15 protein-coding genes are annotated in these 16857 nt (G+C 71.0%); all 15 read right to left on the bottom strand.

Translation table 11 applies throughout. The features are described from left to right. Window positions 1-40: 40 nt before the first annotated feature. The 15 genes from P1K89_RS13260 to P1K89_RS13190 all read right to left on the bottom strand — a co-directional run bounded on the left by P1K89_RS13260 (window position 41) and on the right by P1K89_RS13190 (window position 16831). The gene (locus P1K89_RS13260) at window positions 41-1084 is read right to left on the bottom strand and encodes a hypothetical protein (RefSeq protein WP_284616927.1); all 1044 of its coding nucleotides are present in this window, start codon (window positions 1082-1084) and stop codon (window positions 41-43) included. Between the two features lie 86 nt (window positions 1085-1170). Continuing rightward, window positions 1171-2079, bottom strand: a complete 909-nt coding sequence (locus tag P1K89_RS13255; protein WP_284616926.1) for a transporter substrate-binding domain-containing protein — start codon at window positions 2077-2079, stop codon at window positions 1171-1173. Window positions 2080-2099: 20 nt separating this feature from the next. Next, window positions 2100-3341, bottom strand: a complete 1242-nt coding sequence (locus tag P1K89_RS13250; RefSeq protein ID WP_284616925.1) for an ABC transporter substrate-binding protein — start codon at window positions 3339-3341, stop codon at window positions 2100-2102. A gap of 112 nt (window positions 3342-3453) precedes the next feature. Further along, a complete protein-coding gene (locus P1K89_RS13245; RefSeq protein ID WP_284616924.1) occupies window positions 3454-4653 on the bottom strand; it encodes a maltoporin in 1200 nt (399 codons plus the stop codon). Window positions 4654-4794: 141 nt separating this feature from the next. After that, window positions 4795-5916, bottom strand: coding sequence for a hypothetical protein (locus tag P1K89_RS13240; protein ID WP_284616923.1), 1122 nt, complete (start codon window positions 5914-5916; stop codon window positions 4795-4797). Next, window positions 5913-7223: a glycerate kinase type-2 family protein gene (locus P1K89_RS13235; RefSeq protein ID WP_284616922.1), complete on the bottom strand. Its 1311-nt coding sequence runs from the start codon at window positions 7221-7223 to the stop codon at window positions 5913-5915. Before P1K89_RS13235 ends, P1K89_RS13240 begins: the two co-directional genes overlap by 4 nt. Further along, window positions 7220-7531 carry a Dabb family protein gene (locus P1K89_RS13230; protein ID WP_284616921.1) on the bottom strand — a complete coding sequence of 104 codons (312 nt, stop codon included), beginning with the start codon at window positions 7529-7531 and terminating at the stop codon, window positions 7220-7222. The genes P1K89_RS13235 and P1K89_RS13230 overlap by 4 nt, the downstream gene beginning before the upstream one ends. Before the next feature lie 11 nt (window positions 7532-7542). Beyond that, on the bottom strand, window positions 7543-8709 hold the full coding sequence (locus P1K89_RS13225) for a dihydrodipicolinate synthase family protein (protein ID WP_284616920.1): 1167 nt from the start codon (window positions 8707-8709) through the stop codon (window positions 7543-7545). Further along, window positions 8706-10364 carry a GMC family oxidoreductase gene (locus P1K89_RS13220; RefSeq protein WP_284616919.1) on the bottom strand — a complete coding sequence of 553 codons (1659 nt, stop codon included), beginning with the start codon at window positions 10362-10364 and terminating at the stop codon, window positions 8706-8708. Before P1K89_RS13220 ends, P1K89_RS13225 begins: the two co-directional genes overlap by 4 nt. After that, window positions 10361-11119 (bottom strand): 3-ketoacyl-ACP reductase, encoded by a 759-nt coding sequence (locus P1K89_RS13215; RefSeq protein ID WP_284616918.1) that lies wholly within the window; start codon window positions 11117-11119, stop codon window positions 10361-10363. The genes P1K89_RS13220 and P1K89_RS13215 overlap by 4 nt, the downstream gene beginning before the upstream one ends. Continuing rightward, complete coding sequence (locus P1K89_RS13210) at window positions 11116-12633, bottom strand: GMC oxidoreductase (protein ID WP_284616917.1); 1518 nt, start codon at window positions 12631-12633, stop codon at window positions 11116-11118. Before P1K89_RS13210 ends, P1K89_RS13215 begins: the two co-directional genes overlap by 4 nt. A gap of 7 nt (window positions 12634-12640) precedes the next feature. Further along, a complete protein-coding gene (locus P1K89_RS13205; RefSeq protein WP_284616916.1) occupies window positions 12641-13756 on the bottom strand; it encodes an ABC transporter ATP-binding protein in 1116 nt (371 codons plus the stop codon). A 4-nt stretch (window positions 13757-13760) separates the two neighbouring features. Continuing rightward, a complete protein-coding gene (locus P1K89_RS13200) occupies window positions 13761-14606 on the bottom strand; it encodes a carbohydrate ABC transporter permease (RefSeq protein WP_284617495.1) in 846 nt (281 codons plus the stop codon). A gap of 16 nt (window positions 14607-14622) precedes the next feature. Further along, on the bottom strand, window positions 14623-15489 hold the full coding sequence (locus P1K89_RS13195) for a carbohydrate ABC transporter permease (RefSeq protein ID WP_284616915.1): 867 nt from the start codon (window positions 15487-15489) through the stop codon (window positions 14623-14625). A gap of 94 nt (window positions 15490-15583) precedes the next feature. After that, the gene (locus P1K89_RS13190; protein WP_284616914.1) at window positions 15584-16831 is read right to left on the bottom strand and encodes an ABC transporter substrate-binding protein; all 1248 of its coding nucleotides are present in this window, start codon (window positions 16829-16831) and stop codon (window positions 15584-15586) included. Between the last annotated feature and the right edge of the window lie 26 nt (window positions 16832-16857).

Raw genomic sequence — 16857 nt, 5'->3', positions numbered from 1 at the left:
CGAGGGAAGCCGGCGATTGTAGCGGCGGGGTCCAGGCCGCTCAGTGGGCCAGGGACCCGGCACGCGCGATCGCCTCCAGCGTGTCCGCCAGGCCGGCCCGGTGGAAGAAGAAGCGCTTCACGGCCATCGCGATCGCGTCGCGCATGCCGCGCGGCGTCGCCTGCTCGAAGGTCATCGACGGCACCAGCAGATCCGGGTTCAGCGAGGACAGGTGCAGCAGGCGCCAGCCTTCGATGTCGACCGGCAGGCCGGTGGCGTCCCGCACCGCCGGCAGCGCACCCTTGGCGCGGCCGAACTGTCCTTGCACGTCGGCGTCGAGCAGCGCGCGCGCGACCATCGCCAGGCCGCCGCGGTCCAGGGTCTGCCCGGGCACCACGATCGGTGTCAGGTAGTCGACGTTGTACAGGTAGCAGTTCTCGGTGCCGGGCATGAGCCACTTGGCCGCTGTCGACTCGGACTTCGGCGGGTCGCCGTCGAACTCGTTGCGCAGCCAGTCGCCCATGACCACCGCGGCGCAGCGGCCGGCCTGCACGTCGCGCGCGAGCACGTGCCACGAGTGGTTCACGCAGTCGTCCGCGACGAATCGACGCAGGCTGCCGAGCACGACCAGCGCCTGCCGCATGCACGGTGCCGACAGCGCTTCCGCGACGCCCATGCCGAAGGCCTGGCGATGGAAGTCCACGCCGCACAGTCCGAGCACCAGCGCTTCGAACAGCAGGCACACCTGCCACGGTTCGCGCCCCAGTCCGAGCGGATGCGGCACCAGCGCGCTCGCGCGGTCGAGCCAGTCGATCCACTCGACGATGCTCTCGGGCCGCGCGCCCAGGCGCTGCGCCAGCCCGGCATGCACCCACACGCAGTTGCTGCGGAACACGCCGATCGGCACGCCGTACAGCGACAGCTGCGACGGCGCCATCACCGCCATGAAGTGCGGGAAAACGCGGGACTCGATGTCGTAGGGCGTCAGGAATCGACCGAGGTCGACCGGACGCGGGCCCCTGCCGGTGACGCCGGCCCACACGCCCTGGGCCGGCAGCTTGGCCAGCACGACCGAGGCGGCGTGGACCGTGTCGACCCAGCGCAAGCCCGCGGACTCCAGCGCCCCGCGCACGACCCGAACCCCCGCTCGCTCCGAAGGCGATGTCCAGTGGTGGCGCAGGAACACGCGGCTCATGGCCGGCCCGAACGGCGCTCCGGGTTCACCGGCGCGCGCGCTGCCGGCTCGGCGACGAAGCGGATGAAGTACTCGCGCGGAATCGCCCGGAACGCCGGGGTCTGCAGCGGGTTGTCGATGTCGATGATCGTGCGGCGGGCCATGGCGGCGCGCGCGAGGCTCGCCTTCACCAGCGCGTTGTTCTCCAGCATGGACTGGAAGCTGCCGTCGGCGAATGCCTTCTGCAGCCCGGCGGCCAGCGCGTCGTGCAGGCGATCGTCGGCGCTGTTCACGAAGAACAGCCGCGCGAACGGATAGTGCAGCGCCAGCGTGCCCTCGACGATCGAGTTGGGCGCCTCGGACCGATGCCGTTCGAGCAGGCCGTGCGCCTCCTCCAGCCCGAGCGGGTAGAAATCGAAGCGCTGCGCATCGACCATGCGGAACAGCTGGCGGAACTCGGCCGACACGACGCGGATGCCCGCGGCCTCCAGCACGCGGGCGTCGGCCCAGCCCGGTCCCTGGCCCGCCACCCGCTGCCGCAGATCGTCGAGGCTGCGGATGCGCGCGAACTGCGGCGCCTGCGCACGATGGATGATCGGCAGCCGATAGCCGCTGAGGCCGCGGTCGATCGGAAAGTACACCGCCTTGAAGCGCTGCTCGAATTCGGGCGCGGCGCCGAAGTCGATGACCGACACCCGCCCGCCGGCCAGCTCGGTGCGCGCGCGCTCCTGGTTCATCGGCGCGTCCGACATCCGCAGCCGGTAGGGCACCCCCGATTTGATCAACGCCAGCTCGAGCAGCGCGTAGCCGTAGTCGCCGGGCGGGCGTTCCTCGACCTGCGGATACACCACGTCGAGCGGTTCGGCCGCGAGCACCGGCAGCACCAGCGCCCACCAGCACAACAGCACCAGCTTCTTTGCCGACATCGGAGTTCCTCCGGTTCGAACTACTCCCGCGCCGCGTGCAGCAGTGCCGCCATCGTGTCGTCCACGCTCGTCGCATCGTGGTTCCAGAACCGCGACACCACGTCGCGCAGCCGGGCGGCCGTGCGTTCGGGCAGCGCCATCTTGTGCGCCACCGACGGCACGAGCGTGCCGATCATCGAAGAGGCGACGAAATAGGCGCTCGACTCCTGCGCGCAGTGGTCGAAGCGCCCCATCTCCACGCCCAGGCCGGCGGGGATCGACCCCTTGTTGAGGTTGAAGGTCTCCTGGAAGCGCGGATCCATGATCGTTCGCGCCAGCGCCGTCTGCGCCTGCACCGCGACGGCGTCGTTCAGCCTGAACATCGCGAAGCTGTCCACCGTGAAACTGTAGGCTCGATCGCTGCCGGGCGCGGAGGCGCAGATGAAGTCGCGTACCGGCTGCTTGCCCGCCGCGATGAACTCGCCCTTGGCCCAGTCGCCCATCAGCTGCATGCCGGCCTCGCCGCGCACGACCATGCCGGTGGCGGCGCTCCAGTCGCGGCCCGGCGCCTTGGCGTCGGTGTAGGCCTTGAGCCGGCGGAAGGTGGCCAGCACGCGGGCCATCGTGTCGCTCTTCAGCGCCGCGGGCTCCAGCCGCACCAGCGCGCGGCGGTAGAACTCTGCCCCGCCCACGCCCAGCGCCACCGTCTCGAAGGTGGTGAAGTCCTGCCACGGCTGGCCGCCGTGCGCCAGCGCGATGAAGCCGGCCTTCTGCAGCCTGTCGGCCAGCGCGAAGAACTGGTCCCAGGTCTGCGGCGTGCGGCCGCCGACGCGATCGAGCAGCGCGCGGTTGATCCACAGCCAGTTGATGCGATGCACGTTGACCGGTGCGGCGACATAGTGGCCGTCGACCTTCATCGCCTGCGCGATCAGCGGCACCAGCCGCACGTCCCACTGCTGCTCGCGCGCCACGTCATCCAGATTGGCCAGCACCTTCATGCGGCCCCACTCCTGCAGTGCCGTGCCGTTGATCTGCGCGGCCGCGGGCGCCCGGCCGGCGAGCACGCGCGAGCGCAGCGCGGCCATCGCCTCGCCGCCGGCACCGCCGGCCACCGCGAAGTCGCGCCACTGGTGCCCCTGCCCGGCCAGCATGTCCTTCAGGGACTGGACCGAGCGGGCCTCGCCGCCGGAGGTCCACCAGTGCAGGACCTCGACCTCGCCCGCCGATGCGTGCGGCACAGCCGCCAGGGCTGCAGCCGCCGCGAACGCCAACATCGAACGCATCGCACGCCTTTCGTTCGAAAAGGGAGCACGGGCCGCGGCCGCTGCGAGGGCAGCGACCCGTGCGGAACGCCGTCGGACGACGGCCTGCCCTGGCTCGCCGGGGTTCAAGCGATCAGAACCACCACTCCACCTGCGCGCCGTAGCTGGTGCCGGACGTGCGGTTGGCAAACGCGTCCTGCCCGGTCACGTTGCCGGCCGCGCGGTTCCACTTCGCGCTGGTCGCGTAGAGCCGGAACTCCGGGCGGCTCCAGAAGTCCGGGCCGATCGACAGCGTCGGCGCGATCGTCAGCTTGGTCAGCTTCGCCGTCTGCCCACCCTGCGGCTTGAACTGCGAGTACCCGAGCTCGGCCACCATCTTGAAGTTGCGCGACAAGGCATACGACACGCGGCCGCCGAGGCTGCTGGAGTCGGTCTTCTTGCCGCTGCGGTCCTTCTCGCTCGCCAGCAGCAGCATCGCCTGGCCGCCGAGCGCGCCGCTCTGGCCGTTGAAGGACTCGACGATGCGCCAGCTCTTCGCCGCCGAACCCGCCGTGAGATCGCCGAAGTTGGAGTTGAGCCCGGCCGAGCCCTGCGCGAACTGCAGCCACAGCGTGTTCGACAGGCCGGTGCCGAAGAGCTTGCCCTGGTCGTGCCGCAGCGTCAGCCCGAAGCCGCTCTTGCCGTCGGCGAAATCGCCCTTGGTGGCGGTGACGAAGAAGTTCAGCTGGCCATCGGCATTGGCCGGCAGGCCGACGTACTCCAGGTTGACGCGGTTGCCCGGCCTGGCCGCGTCGCTGTCGGTGCGGTAGTAGGCGACGCCGAACTTGCCCGCGCCCAGCGGCTGGCCCTTGAAGCCGGCGCCGACGCCGGTCATCTCGGTGAAGAAGGTGTCGACGATGTGCACGTCCACGCGCCGGCCGCGTTCCTTGCCGATCCAGAAGGTCGCCTGCGGCGCGATGTCGAAGCCCTTGGCCTCGGCGAACATCTGCTCGACGTGCAGGTTCTGGTCGAAGCCCTTGCCGCCGGCCGGCTCGGTCGCCGGCGTCCAGTGGTTGACCATCAGCGTCGCGCGGTATTCGATGCCGTCCTTGGAGAACGGCTGGCTCAGCACGAACTCGCCGTAGAAGTCGCACTCGTTGCCGAGCCGGTACTTCATGCCGCTGCTGCCGCCGTTCAATCCATAACAGGCCCGTGACGCGTCCTGCGACGCGAGGCCGGGACCGGCGCGGAAGTAGCCGCTGTAGTCCAGCGCATGCGCCGCGCCGGCGCCGATCAATCCCAACGCTGCCGCTGCGGCCGTTCGTGCTGCCAGGGCTCGGTTGCGGTTCTTCATCTCTTCTCCTCTCGGGTGGGTCGTGGCCTCGCGGCCGGGGTGGATGGCGGTGCCTCCTGCACCGACGGGGGAACGGGTTCTACGATGGAACGTTCCAATTCGCGAACAAGTCGCAGGCGCTGCACGCTTGGCGCATGGGTTTCAGGACAGGTGACGGGCTACCGCCGCCAGGGCGGCGGCGGTGTCGCGCGACGCGCGGCGATCGACGAAGTGCTCGGCCAGCACGGCGAGCAACGCAGCGGCCTTGGCCGCGGGCTGGCACTGCTCGAGCGCCAGCGATGGCAGCACCTGCGCCTGGCCGGGCAGGCCGGCCACGCCGGTCGTGCCGTCGACGAAGGCCGGCAGGCACCCTTTGGCCTGCGCGAAGCGGCGCTGCTGCAGCGGCGCGCTGAGCGCACGCGCCGCCGCGGCGGCGAGCTGCGGATCGCTGCCGTACCACGGCACGATGAAGTCCACCACCGCGACGAAGTCGCCGGCGCGGCCGGGCATGGGCCACTCGAGGAGCGGCTCGTCGGACAGCGCGCTGCTCCAGTCGCCCATCACCTGCAGGGCACACTCGCCGCGGACCACGCGCGCGCGCTGCTCCTGCCAGGGACCGTCGAGCGCCTCGTCGGCTGTGAAGTCGCGCAGCGCGCTCATGGCGTCCAACGCGCGGGTGATCGCCGGCCCCTGCCAGGCCGCCGCATCGAGCCGACACAGGGCCTGGAAATAGGCCAGCGGGCCGCTCACTGCCAGCAGGACGGATTCGAACAGGAGGCCGACCTGCCACGGTTCGCGCCCGACCGCCAGCGGTGCTGCCGTCGTCCACGCGCGGGCCGCGCCCAGCCAGCGCAGCAGGGCCTCGAAGTCCTCCGGCGGTTCAGCGCCGATGCCGCCGGCGATGCGCGACGACACCCACACGGCATTGCTGCGGTGAATGCCCAGCGGAATCCCGTGCCACCGACCCGCGGGCGAGACCATGAAGCGCTGCACGCAGGCCGGCAGCCGAGAGGCCCAGTCCCCGGTGCACGCGACCTCGTCCAGTTCGAGCGGCCGGCGTCCGGTCCCCTGCACCGCCTCGAGCAACGCGGCGCCATGCAGCTTCGTCGCATCGGCGGTCGCCGCCAGCTGCGCGTCGACGAGATCGATGCCGCAGGCCTGCAGCCGTGCCCGCGACAGGGCCAGCGCGCCCCGGTCGGCGGCGCCGTGCCAGGCATGCTGCAGGCGCCACGGATGGCCTGCCGATCGACGGGCCGGCGCGCCCAGGTCGGCCGGCGCGCTCATCTCGGCGCCTCGATGAACACGGCCCGGAAGTCGTTCACGTTCGTCAACGTCGGACCGGTCGACAGCAGACACCCCATCGCTCCCAGCAGCGTGGCGCTGTCGTTGCGGTCGAGGCTCGCGCGGGCATCCAGGCCCGCCCGCCGCGCCGCATCCAGCAAGCCCGGCACGATCCAGGCCCCCGCGGCGCCGGCCCGGCCATCGATGCCATCGGTGCCGGCCGACAGCGCGTGGATGCGCGCCGTGCCGGGCCGGCGATCGAGCGCCATCGCCAGCGCCAGCGCGAACTCCGTGTTGCGGCCACCGCTTCCGGCCGCCTCGGCATCGCGCAGCGTCACCGTCGCTTCGCCGCCGGACAACAGCACGCAGGGGGCCTGGAACGGCTCGCCGCGCGTGGCCACCGACAGCGCCAGCGCGGCGTGGGCCCGCGCCAGGTCCTTCGCTTCGCCCTCCATCGCGTCCGACAGCACGTGCGCGCGCACGCCGCGGCGGCGCGCGAGCTCGGCCGCCGCCTGCAGGCCACGCCAGGCATCGGCCACCAGGGTCATGCGCGTCTTCTGCAGCCGCGGATCACCCGTCTTCGGCGTCTCCCACCGTCCCCGCTGCAGGCCCTCGTGCACCGCGGCCGGGATCTCGATGCGGTAGCGCCGCAGCAGCGCCAGCGCGTCGGCGCAGGTCGTGTCGTCGGCGGCCGTCGGGCCGGACGCCACCAGCGTCGCGTCGTCGCCCGGAATGTCCGAGATGACGAGCGAGACGACTGTCGCCGGCCAGGCCTGCAGCGCCAGCCGCCCGCCCTTGAAGGCCGAGAGGTGCCGGCGCACCGTGTTGATCTCGTCGATCGTGGCGCCGCAGGCCAGCAGCTCGCGCGTGATGCGCTGCTTATGTTGCAGCGTGAGGCCGGCCGCGGGCAATGCGCACACCGCCGACCCGCCGCCGGAAATCAACGCGATGACCAGGTCGTCGGGCCCGAGCCCGCTCACGGCATCGAGCAGGGCCTGCGCCGCGACCACGCTGCGTTCATCGGGCACCGGATGGCTGCCCTCGATGACGCGCAATCGACGCAGCGGCACGGCGCAGCCGGTGGGCACCGCGACGACCCCTTCGAGCGGTGCGGGCCAGTGCGCTTCGAGCGCCCGCGCCATCGATGCGGCGGCTTTGCCCAGGCCGACGACCACGGTGCGTCCGGCAGCCGGCGGCGGCGGCAGGTGCGCCGGCACAACCCGCGCCGGATCGGCCTCGTCCACCATCGCGCGGTACAGGTCGATCAGGCACTGCACGGCCGGCGGCATGTCGAGCGGCTTCGGGTTCATGGCAGCGTGTCCGGCCGGTAGTCGATCACCAGCACGTCGCCCAGCACCGGCCGCAGCGCGTCGACGAAGGCCTGGTGCGCCGGATGCGGCAGGTAGGCGTCGCGCGCCGCGTCGTCGCGAAAGTGCATCACGAAGGCATGCGTGAATCCGCGGTCGAGGCCCTCGGGGCTGACGTTGCGCCCCGCTTCGGCCGCGCTGATGCCCTCGATCTCCCGCCTCAACCCGACGAAGTGCGCCTGCAGGCGGGCCACCGCGTCGGCATCGGTGCCGTCGGCGAAGCGCAGCAGCACGACGTGGCGCAGGTCCATGAGCGGCACCTTCAGGCCTCGATGCCCGCGCCGACCGCCAGCAGCTGGCGCATGCGATGGCAGGCGAGCGCCGGATCGCGCAGCACGCCGCAGGCATCGGCAAGCTCGAACACGCGCGCGCAATGCACGATGCCGCGCGCGGATTGCACGCCGCCGGCCATCGAGAAGTGGCGCTGGTGGCCGTTCAGCCACGCGAGCAGCACCACGCCGACCTTGTAGTGCCGCGTCGGCGCGCGGAAGATCTCGCGCGACAGCGCCACGGTGGGATCGAGCAGCGCCCGAAACCGTGCCGCATCGCCGACGGCCAGCGCCGACAGCGCCGCCGACGCCGCGGGCGCGATCGGGTCGAAGATGCCCAGCAGCGCGTGCGAGAAGCCCGTGGCATCGCCCTCGATCAGCTCGGCGTAGTTGAAGTCGTCGCCGGTGTACATGCGCACGCCCGGCGGCAGACGCCGGCGCAGCGCCAGCTCCCAGCGCGCGTCGAGCAGCGAGACCTTGATGCCGTCGATCTTGTCGGCATGCCGCGCGATCAGGTCGGCCACGGTGTCCAGCGCCTGCGCGATGTCGCCCGAGCCCCAGTAGCCGGCCAGCGCCGGGTCGAACATCTCGCCCAGCCAGTGCAGGATCACCGGCTGCTTCACCCGCCGCAACAATCGTCCGTACAGCTCGGTGTAGTCCGACGCGCTTCGCGCAACCGCGGCGAGCGCGCGGCTGCACATCAGGATCACTCGGCCGCCCTCGCCCTCGACGACGTCGAGCTGCTCGTGGTACGCACGTTCGACATCGCCGATCGTGCGCGCGGCGGCCGGCGCCAGCTGGTCGGTGCCGACGCCGCAGGCCAGCTCGGCACCCGAGCTGCGCGCATGGCGCAGCGAGCGGCGGATCAGCTCGCGCGCGGTCGGCCAGCCCAGGCCCATGCCGCGCTGCGCGGTGTCCATCGCCTCGGCGATGCGGAAACCCAGCCCGTGCAGGTGGTCGCGGAAGGCGAGCGTCGCCTCCCAGTCGATCGCTGCCTCGGCGTCCCAGGGATCGGCGGTGGCGACCGGGTCGATCACCACGTGCGCCGCCGCGTAGGCGATGCGGTTGAACGGCGGCCGCTGCGCCGGCACGGCGACCGGCGCGGCCTTCATCACGTGCGTGGCCAGGCTGCCGTCGGCCTGCGGAAGCAGGATCTTCATGTGGGGGAACCTTCTGCGGCAACTTCCGCGACAACGTCTGGGATGCGGCCGAGGATCAGGTCGGCGGCCCGCTCGGCCACCATGATCGTCGGCGCGTTGGTATTGCACGAGGGCACGCGCGGCATCACCGACGCGTCGACCACCCGCAGCCCGTCCATGCCGAGGACCTTCAACGCCGGCGTCACGACGGCGGCGGGGTCGTGCTCCGCGCCGATGCGGCAGGTGCCCACAGGATGGTGGTCGGTCTTGGCGTGCGCACAGGCATAACGGAACAGATCCTCGTCCGTGATCATGCCCGGCCCGGGCAGCAGCTCGCTGCGCACGTAGCGCGCCAGCGGCGCCTGGCGCAGCAGCTCGCGCGCGAGCTTCAGCCCCTTGAGCGCCTGCACCCGGTCCTCCGGCACCGCCCAGTAGTTCGGATCGATCAGCGGCGCGGCCTTCGGGTCGGCGCTGGCCAGGCGCACGGTGCCGCGCGAACGCGGGCGCAGGTAGGCGGAGTTCAGCGTCACGCCGGCGTGGCGCATCTTCGCGACGCCGGCCTCGATGCCCGAGCCCAGGCCGAGGTGGAACTGGATGTCCGGCGCCGCGCCCGGCGCGCCCGCCTGGCCGTCGGCATGCCAGAAGCCGCCGGTCTCGAACAGGCTCGACGCCACCGGCCCCTTGCGCCACAGCAGGTACTGCAGGCCCGCCCAGGCGGCGTGGTGCGGCTTGTTGTACTTGTCGTAGGTGTGGTCGCCGGTGCACTCGGCGATGACGAAGAGGTCGAGGTGGTCCTGCAGGTTGCCGCCGACGCCGGGCAGCGCGTGCACGACATCGATGCCCACGGTGCGCAGGTGGTCCGCAGGCCCGATGCCCGACAGCATCAGCAGCCGCGGCGAACCGATCGCACCGGACGCGACGATCACCTCGCGCCGGGCGCGCACCTGCTGCAGCTGCGAGCCGCGGTCGGCGAACTCGACGCCGACAGCACGGCCGCGCTCGACCAGCACGCGCGTGGCCTGCGCCTGCAGCGTCACCGCCAGGTTGGCGCGCGCGCGCACCGGATGCAGGTAGGCGGTGGCGGTCGACGACCGGCGCGCCTGCCGCTGCGTGAGCTGGTAGTAGCCGAGCCCGGCCTGCCGTTCGCCGTTGAAGTCCGGGTTGAACGGGATGCCCATGACCTGGCCGGCGCGGAAGAAGGCTTCGCAGATCGGCAGCGGGCTGATCGGGTTGGACACGCCGAGCGGTCCGCCTTCGCCGTGGTAACGGTTGGCATAACGCTCGTTGTCCTCGGCACGGCGGAAGTAAGGCAGCACGTCCTCGTAGCCCCAGCCGCGCGCGCCGTCCTCGTCCGCCCAGGTGTCGTAGTCGCTCGGATGGCCGCGCGTATAGATCTGCGCGTTGATCGAGGAGCCGCCGCCGATCACCTTGGCCTGCGTGAAGCGCAGCGCGCGGCCCCCGAGGTGGCGCTGCGGCACGGTGCTCCAGCCCCAGGAGCCGATGCCCTTGGTCATCTTCGCGAAACCCGCGGGCCAGTGGAAGAACGGATGCCGGTCGCCGGCGCCGGCCTCCAGCAGCAGCACGCTCGCGGCCGGGTCGGCGCTGAGCCGATGGGCCAGCACGCAGCCGGCCGAGCCGCCGCCGACGATGATGTAGTCGTAGGTCTTGTGATTCATAGCCTGGGCAGGGACAGCGCCCCGTCCACGTGCACCACCGATCCGGTGGCGAATGCGAGGTCCTGGGTCGCCAACGCCGCGACCGCGCGCGCCACGTCCTCCGGCTGGCCCCAGCGGCCGGCCGGCACCAGCCCCTGCGCGATGCGCTCGTCGTAGCGCGCGGCCACGCCCTCGGTCATCGGCGTGCGGATGATCCCGGGCCGCACCTCGAAGACGCCGATGCCGTGCGCCGCCAGCCGCAGCGCGAACAGCCGCGTCAGCATGCCGAGACCGGCCTTGGACAGGCAGTACTCGCCGCGCTCGACCGAGGCCAGCTCGGCGCTGACCGACGAGATCGTCACGATGGTGGCGCGTGCCGAGGCCGGCAGGCGCAGCATGCGCCGTGCGACCGCCTGCGTCAGGAAGAAGGTGCCGCGCAGGTTGACGTCCAGCACCACGTCGAAGGCCTCGGGCGCCACGTCGAGCAGGTCGCCGCGCCGCGGCGAGCCGATGCCGGCGTTGTTGACCAGGCAGGCGGGCTTGCCGCCCCACGCGTCGATCGCGTCCAGCGTCGCCTCGTGGGCCTCGATCTCGGCCAGGTCGAAGGCGAACAGCCGGCCGCGCGCGCCGTGGGCCTGCACTTTTGCCAGCACCGCGTCGCCGTTGCCGGTGTCGCGATCGGCCAGCGCGAGGTCGAAGCCGCGCGCGGCGAGCTCCACCGCGATCGCCGCGCCGATGCCGCGGCACGCGCCGGTGACCAGCGCCACGGGCCTCATTGCAGCTCCTCGCCGCGCAGGTGATGCCCGACGCGCAGCGCCTGCGCGGCCACCGTCAGCGCGGGATTCACGGCACCCGAGGACGGGAAGAAGCTGGCGTCGACCACGTGCAGGTTGTCGTGGTCCCAGGCCCGGCACCAGGGGTCGAGCGCGGACTGCGCCGGATCGTTGCCGAAGCGCACCGTGCCGCACTGGTGCGACGGGCTCTCCAGGCCGAAGGGCTTGCCGAAGACCAGCGGGTAGCCGATGCGGCGCATCAGGCCGCAGGCCTTCGCGACCAGGCGCCGGTGCGTGCGCTGGTTGGTGCGCCGCCACTGCAGGTCGATGCTGCCGTCGCTGTTCAGGCCGACCCGGCTGTCGGCATGCGGCAGGTCCTCGGACATCGCGTACCAGTCGACGCTGTGCGCCGCCAGCCATTCGCGCGCGGCGCGCGGCACCCAGCGCGGCATCGCGCCGCGCAGCATCGGCTCGCCGACCTTGCCCAGCAACTGCAGGTGGCCCAGCGGCGGCTCGCCGCGCGCCGCATCGCCGAAGTACCAGTCGTTCAGCGCCAGGGTCTTCGGCAGCCGCGTCTCGTTGCGCCGCGCCGGATCGATCGCCATCAGCGCAGTGCAGTTGTGGTTCATGAAGTGGCGCCCGACCGTGCCGCTGCGATTGGCCAGCCCCTGCGGAAATGCGCCGGTGGCCGAGCGCAGCAGCAGCGCCGCGGAGTTGATCGCGCCGGCGGCCAGCACGAAGTGGCGCCCGCGCACTTTCTGCCGCTCGCCGTGGCGCACCACTTCGGCGGCGACGATGCGCCGGCCGCTGCTGTCGGTGACCAGCCGCGTGACCAGCGCCTGCGTACGCAGCGTCACGTTGGCTTGGCGCAGCGCCGGCGCCAGCAGGCGCGTGCGCGCATCGCCCTTGGCATCGACCAGGCACGGAAACGCATCGCAGGTGCTGCAGCGCTCGCAGCGGCCGCCCTCGTGCAGGTCGATGGCGATGGGCATCGGGAACGGCTGCAGGCCGCGACGACGCAGGCGCTGCTCGATCTCGGCGATCACCGGCTCATGCGGCACCGGGCCGTGCGGATACGGCGCCGAACGCCAGGGCTCGCACGGATCGAGGCCGGCAGCCCCATGCACGCCGAACAGGCGCTCGGCGACCGCATACCAGGGCTCGAGCGCCGCATAGTCGATCGGCCAGGCGGGCGACAGGCCGTCCTCGTGCTCGGTGGCCTCGAAGTCGCGCTCGCGCAGGCGGAACATCGCCGCGCCGTAGAAGCTGGTGTGGCCGCCGACGAAATAGAACTGGCCGGGCCGGAAGCGCCGCGCGCCGCTGGTCCAGGTCTCGGTCGTCCGGTAGCGGTGCTCGCAGAACACCGCCTCCGCATCGCGGTTCTGCGGCTCGTGCGGCAGCTCGGTGCCGCGCTCGAGCACCAGCACGCGCGCGGCGCTGCCGGCGAGCTGGTGCGCGACCGCGCCACCGCCCACGCCCGAGCCGATGATGACCACGTCGTACTCCTCGCTGGCCATCGCGCGTTCAGGCGATCAGCGCTTCGGTCTGCGGGTCGAAGCAGACCAGCTTGGTGAGGTCGACCGCGAAGCGCGCCGACTGCCCCGGCGCGAGCTGAACGTCGGGGTCGAGCCGGGCCGTGAACTCGTGGCCGCCGAGGTTCAGCACCACCAGCGTGTCGGCGCCGGTCGGCTCGATGACCTCGACCTGCGCATCGACGAATCGCGTGTTCGGGCCCACCTCGGCGCCGTTGGCCACGCTGATCGCCTCGGCCCGGATGCCGGCGACGACCTCGCGGCCGGCGAATGCGTGCAGGGCCTGGGGCACCGAGGCGGGCAGCGGGATCAGTGCGCGCGGCCGGTCGCCGATCTGGATGTCCAGCGCCAGCGCGCCGTCGGCCGCCTGCAGCCGCGCGCGGGCCAGGTTCATGCGCGGCGAGCCCATGAAGCCGGCGACGAAGGTATTGGCCGGCCGGTTGTAGACCTCGTGCGGTGTGCCCAGCTGCTGCAACACCCCGCCCTTCATCACCGCGATGCGCGTGGCCAGCGTCATCGCCTCGATCTGGTCGTGCGTGACGTAGACGATGCTCGCGTTCAGGCGCTGGTGCAGCTTCTTGATCTCGGTGCGCATGTCCAGGCGCAGCTGGGCGTCCAGGTTCGACAGCGGTTCGTCGAACAGGTACAGCTGCGGATCGCGCGCCAGCGCACGGCCGATCGCCACGCGCTGGCGCTGCCCGCCGGACAGCTGGCGAGGCTTGCGCTCGAGCAGGTGCTCGATCTGCAGCAGCTTCGCGACGCTGTTGACACGCTCCGAACGGACGTTACGCGGCACCTTGCGCATCTGCAGCGGGAACTCGATGTTCTTGGCCACCGTCATGTTCGGGTAGAGCGCGTAGCTCTGGAACACCATCGAGATGTTGCGGTCGGCGGGACCGGCCTGCGTGATGTCGCGCCCGCCCAGGCGCACCAGGCCGCCGGAGGGCTCCTCGAGGCCGGCGATGATGTTCATCAGCGTGCTCTTGCCGCAGCCGGACGGGCCGACGAGCACCAGGAACTCGCCGTCGGCCAGGCCGATGGAAATGTCGTGCAGCACGTGCGTGCCGCCGAAGCTCTTGTGGATGTTGATGAGGTCGAGCGATGCCATCGCTTTATCCCTTGACCGACCCGGCCATCAGGCCGCGGACGAAGTACTTGCCGGAGACCAGGTACACCACGAGCGTAGGTATGGCCGCGATGAACGCACCGGCGAAATGGACGTTGTATTCCTTGACCCCGGTGGAACTGTTGACCAGGTTGTTCAGCGCCACCGTCAGCGGGTAGGAGGCGTAGTCGCTGAAGCTCGCGCCGAAGAGGAACTCGTTCCAGATGTTGGTGAACTGCCAGATGACGGTGACGACGATCATCGGCCCGCTGCTGGGCAGCAGGATGTGCCACAGCACGCCGAAGAAGCCGGCGCCGTCCATGCGCGCCGAGCGCACCAGCTCGGGCGGGAAGGCCGCGTAGTAGTTGCGGAAGAACAGCGTCGTGAAGCCGATGCCGTACACCACGTTGACCAGCACCAGCCCGGCGATCGTGCCGGCCAGGCCCAGCGTGCCCAGCGTCTTGGCCATCGGGATCAGCACCACCTGGTAGGGGATGAAGACCGAGAACAGCATCGCCGCGAACAGCAGGTTGGCGCCGCGGAAACGGAACTGCGTGAGGATGTAGCCGTTGAGCGCGCCGATCAGCGCCGAGATCACCACCGCCGGCACGACGATCAGGAACGAGTTGACGAAGTACGGCTTCAGGCCCACCGGCTGCACGCCGATCTGGGCCGTGCTCCAGGCGGTGAACCAGGGCTCGGCGGTCCACGCGATCGGCAGTGCCAGCAGGTTGCCGCCGCGGATCTCGTCCAGCGGCTTCAGCGAGTTGACGACCATCACGTACACCGGCAGCAGGAACAGCGCGGCCAGCAGGCACAGCACGGCGTACAGCGCGAAGCGCTGCAGCGACAGGGGCTTGCGATCGGAGTCAGCCACGGCGCACCTTCCTGTACTCGCCCACCAGGTAGGGCAGCACGACGATGCCGATGGCCAGCAGCATCAGCATCGCGCTGGCGGCGCCGACGGCCATCTCGTTGCGGGTGAAGGTGTACTGGTACATGAAGACCGAGGGCAGCCAGGTCGAGCGGCCGGGGCCGCCGTTGGTCAGCGCGATGACGAGGTCGTAGGACTTGATCGCCATGTGCGCCAGGATCACGAAGGCCGACAGGAACACCGGGCCCAGCTGCGGGATGATGATCCGCAGGTAGATCTGCCAGGTGCGCGCGCCGTCCACGCGCGCCGCGTTGACCACCTCGGCGTCGACGCCGCGCAGGCCGGCGAGGAACAGCGCCATCACGAAGCCCGCCGTCTGCCACACCGCGGCGATGACGATGCAGTAGATCGCCATGTCGCTGTCCTTGATCCAGTTGAACGAGAAGTCCTGCCAGCCCCAGGACCGCACCGTGCGCTCGATGCCGACGCCCGGATCGAGCAGCCACTTCCAGGCGGTGCCGGTGACGATGAAGCTCAGCGCCATCGGGTACAGGAAGATCGACCGGAACAGTCCTTCGGCCTTCAGGCGCTGGTCGATCAGGATCGCCAGGCCCAGGCCCATGACGATCGCCACGCCGATGTACAGCCCGGCGAAGAGGCCGAGGTTGCCGACCGACACCGACCAGTTCTCCAGTCCGAACAGGCGCCGGTAGCTGCCGGCACCGGCGAGGTCGTACACCGGCATCAGCGTCGACGACGTGAACGACAGGTACAGCGTGAACATGATGTAGCCGTAGACGCACACCAGCACCAGCAGCACGCTGGGGCTGATGAGCAGCCGCGGCAATAGGCCTGCGCGCATGGCAAGGCTCCGCCTTGGCCGGCGCCCCCTCCCTTCGGGTGAGCCGGCGGTTTGAGACACGTGGGGCCGCTGGCGGGCCCTTACGTCGCTGCTGTCACTGCTTCGCCGCCGCGACCATGCCCGCTACGGCCTTCTTGTCGTCGATCTGGCCGTTGAAGTGGCGCGTGATCACGTCGTAGAACGCATTCTTGATCGACGCGGGCACCGCGTGGCCATGGGCGATCGAGCCGACGAGCGTGTTCTTCTTCGCCGCCTCGGCCAGGTCCTTGATGCCCCTCTTGCCGCAGTCGTCGAAGTCCTTGTCGGACACGTCGGTGCGCGCGGGCACCGAGCCCTTGACGACGTTGAACGCGGACTGGAAGCCCTTGTCCATGATCGCCGCGGCGAGCTTCTGCTGCGCCGCCACCTTGTCGGCGCCCTTGACCAGGAACATCGCGAACTGGTCGGAGTTGAAGGACACGGTGCCCTGGCTGCCCGGCACGCGGAAGCACAGGAAGTCCTTGCCCGGCACCTTCTTCGCGTTGACGAACTCGCCCTTGGCCCAGTCGCCCATGATCTGGAAGCCGGCCTTGCCGCTGATGACCATGCCGGAGGCGACGTTCCAGTCGCGGCCCGAGAAGTCCTTGTCGACCAGCTTGCGCAGCTGGCTCATGCGCTGGAACACCTTGTCCATCGTCGCCGAGCCGAGCGCCGCGCTGTCGAGGTCGACGAAGGCCTTGCGGTAGAAGTCGGTGCCGCCGGTGGCGAGCACGACGCCGTCGAACACGGTTGCCTCCTGCCACGGCTGGCCGCCGTGCGCGATGGCGACGAAGCCGGCCGCCTGCACCTTCTCGGCCGCGGCGATGAACTCGTCCCAGGTCTTGGGCTCGGCGGTGACGCCGGCCTTGGCGAGCACCTCCTTGTTGGCCCACACCCAGTTGGTCGAATGGATGTTCACCGGCACCGACACCCACTTGCCGTTGAACTTGGAGAACTTCTGCAGCGCGGGCGGCACGCTGGTGTCCCAGCCTTCCTTGGCCGCCAGGTCGTTGAGGTTCGCCAGGCGGCCGTCCTTGGCCCAGTCGTGGATGTCGAAGCCGAGCATCTGCACGGCCGTGGGCGGGATGCCGGCGCTGACGCGCGCGCGCAGCGCGGTCATCGCCTGCTCGCCGCCGCCGCCGGCGATCGGGCTGTCCTTCCAGCCCACGCCGTCCTTCTCGAGGTTGCTCTTGAGCACCTTCAGTGCCGCGGCCTCGCCGCCGGAGGTCCACCAGTGCAGCACTTCCACCTGCTGCGCGGTCTGCGCGAGGGCCGGTGCCGCCAGCACCGCGGCGATCGCGAGGGTCATCGAATTCCGCAACATCGTCGTCTCCTGTCCTGTATCCGGGG

It is taken from the genome of Aquabacterium humicola (genome assembly GCF_030167915.1).
Taxonomy (GTDB): Bacteria; Pseudomonadota; Gammaproteobacteria; order Burkholderiales; family Burkholderiaceae_C; genus Pseudaquabacterium; species Pseudaquabacterium humicola.
The sequence above is the reverse complement of the archived record's forward strand: the minus strand, read 5'-3'. Positions and strand labels throughout refer to the sequence as shown.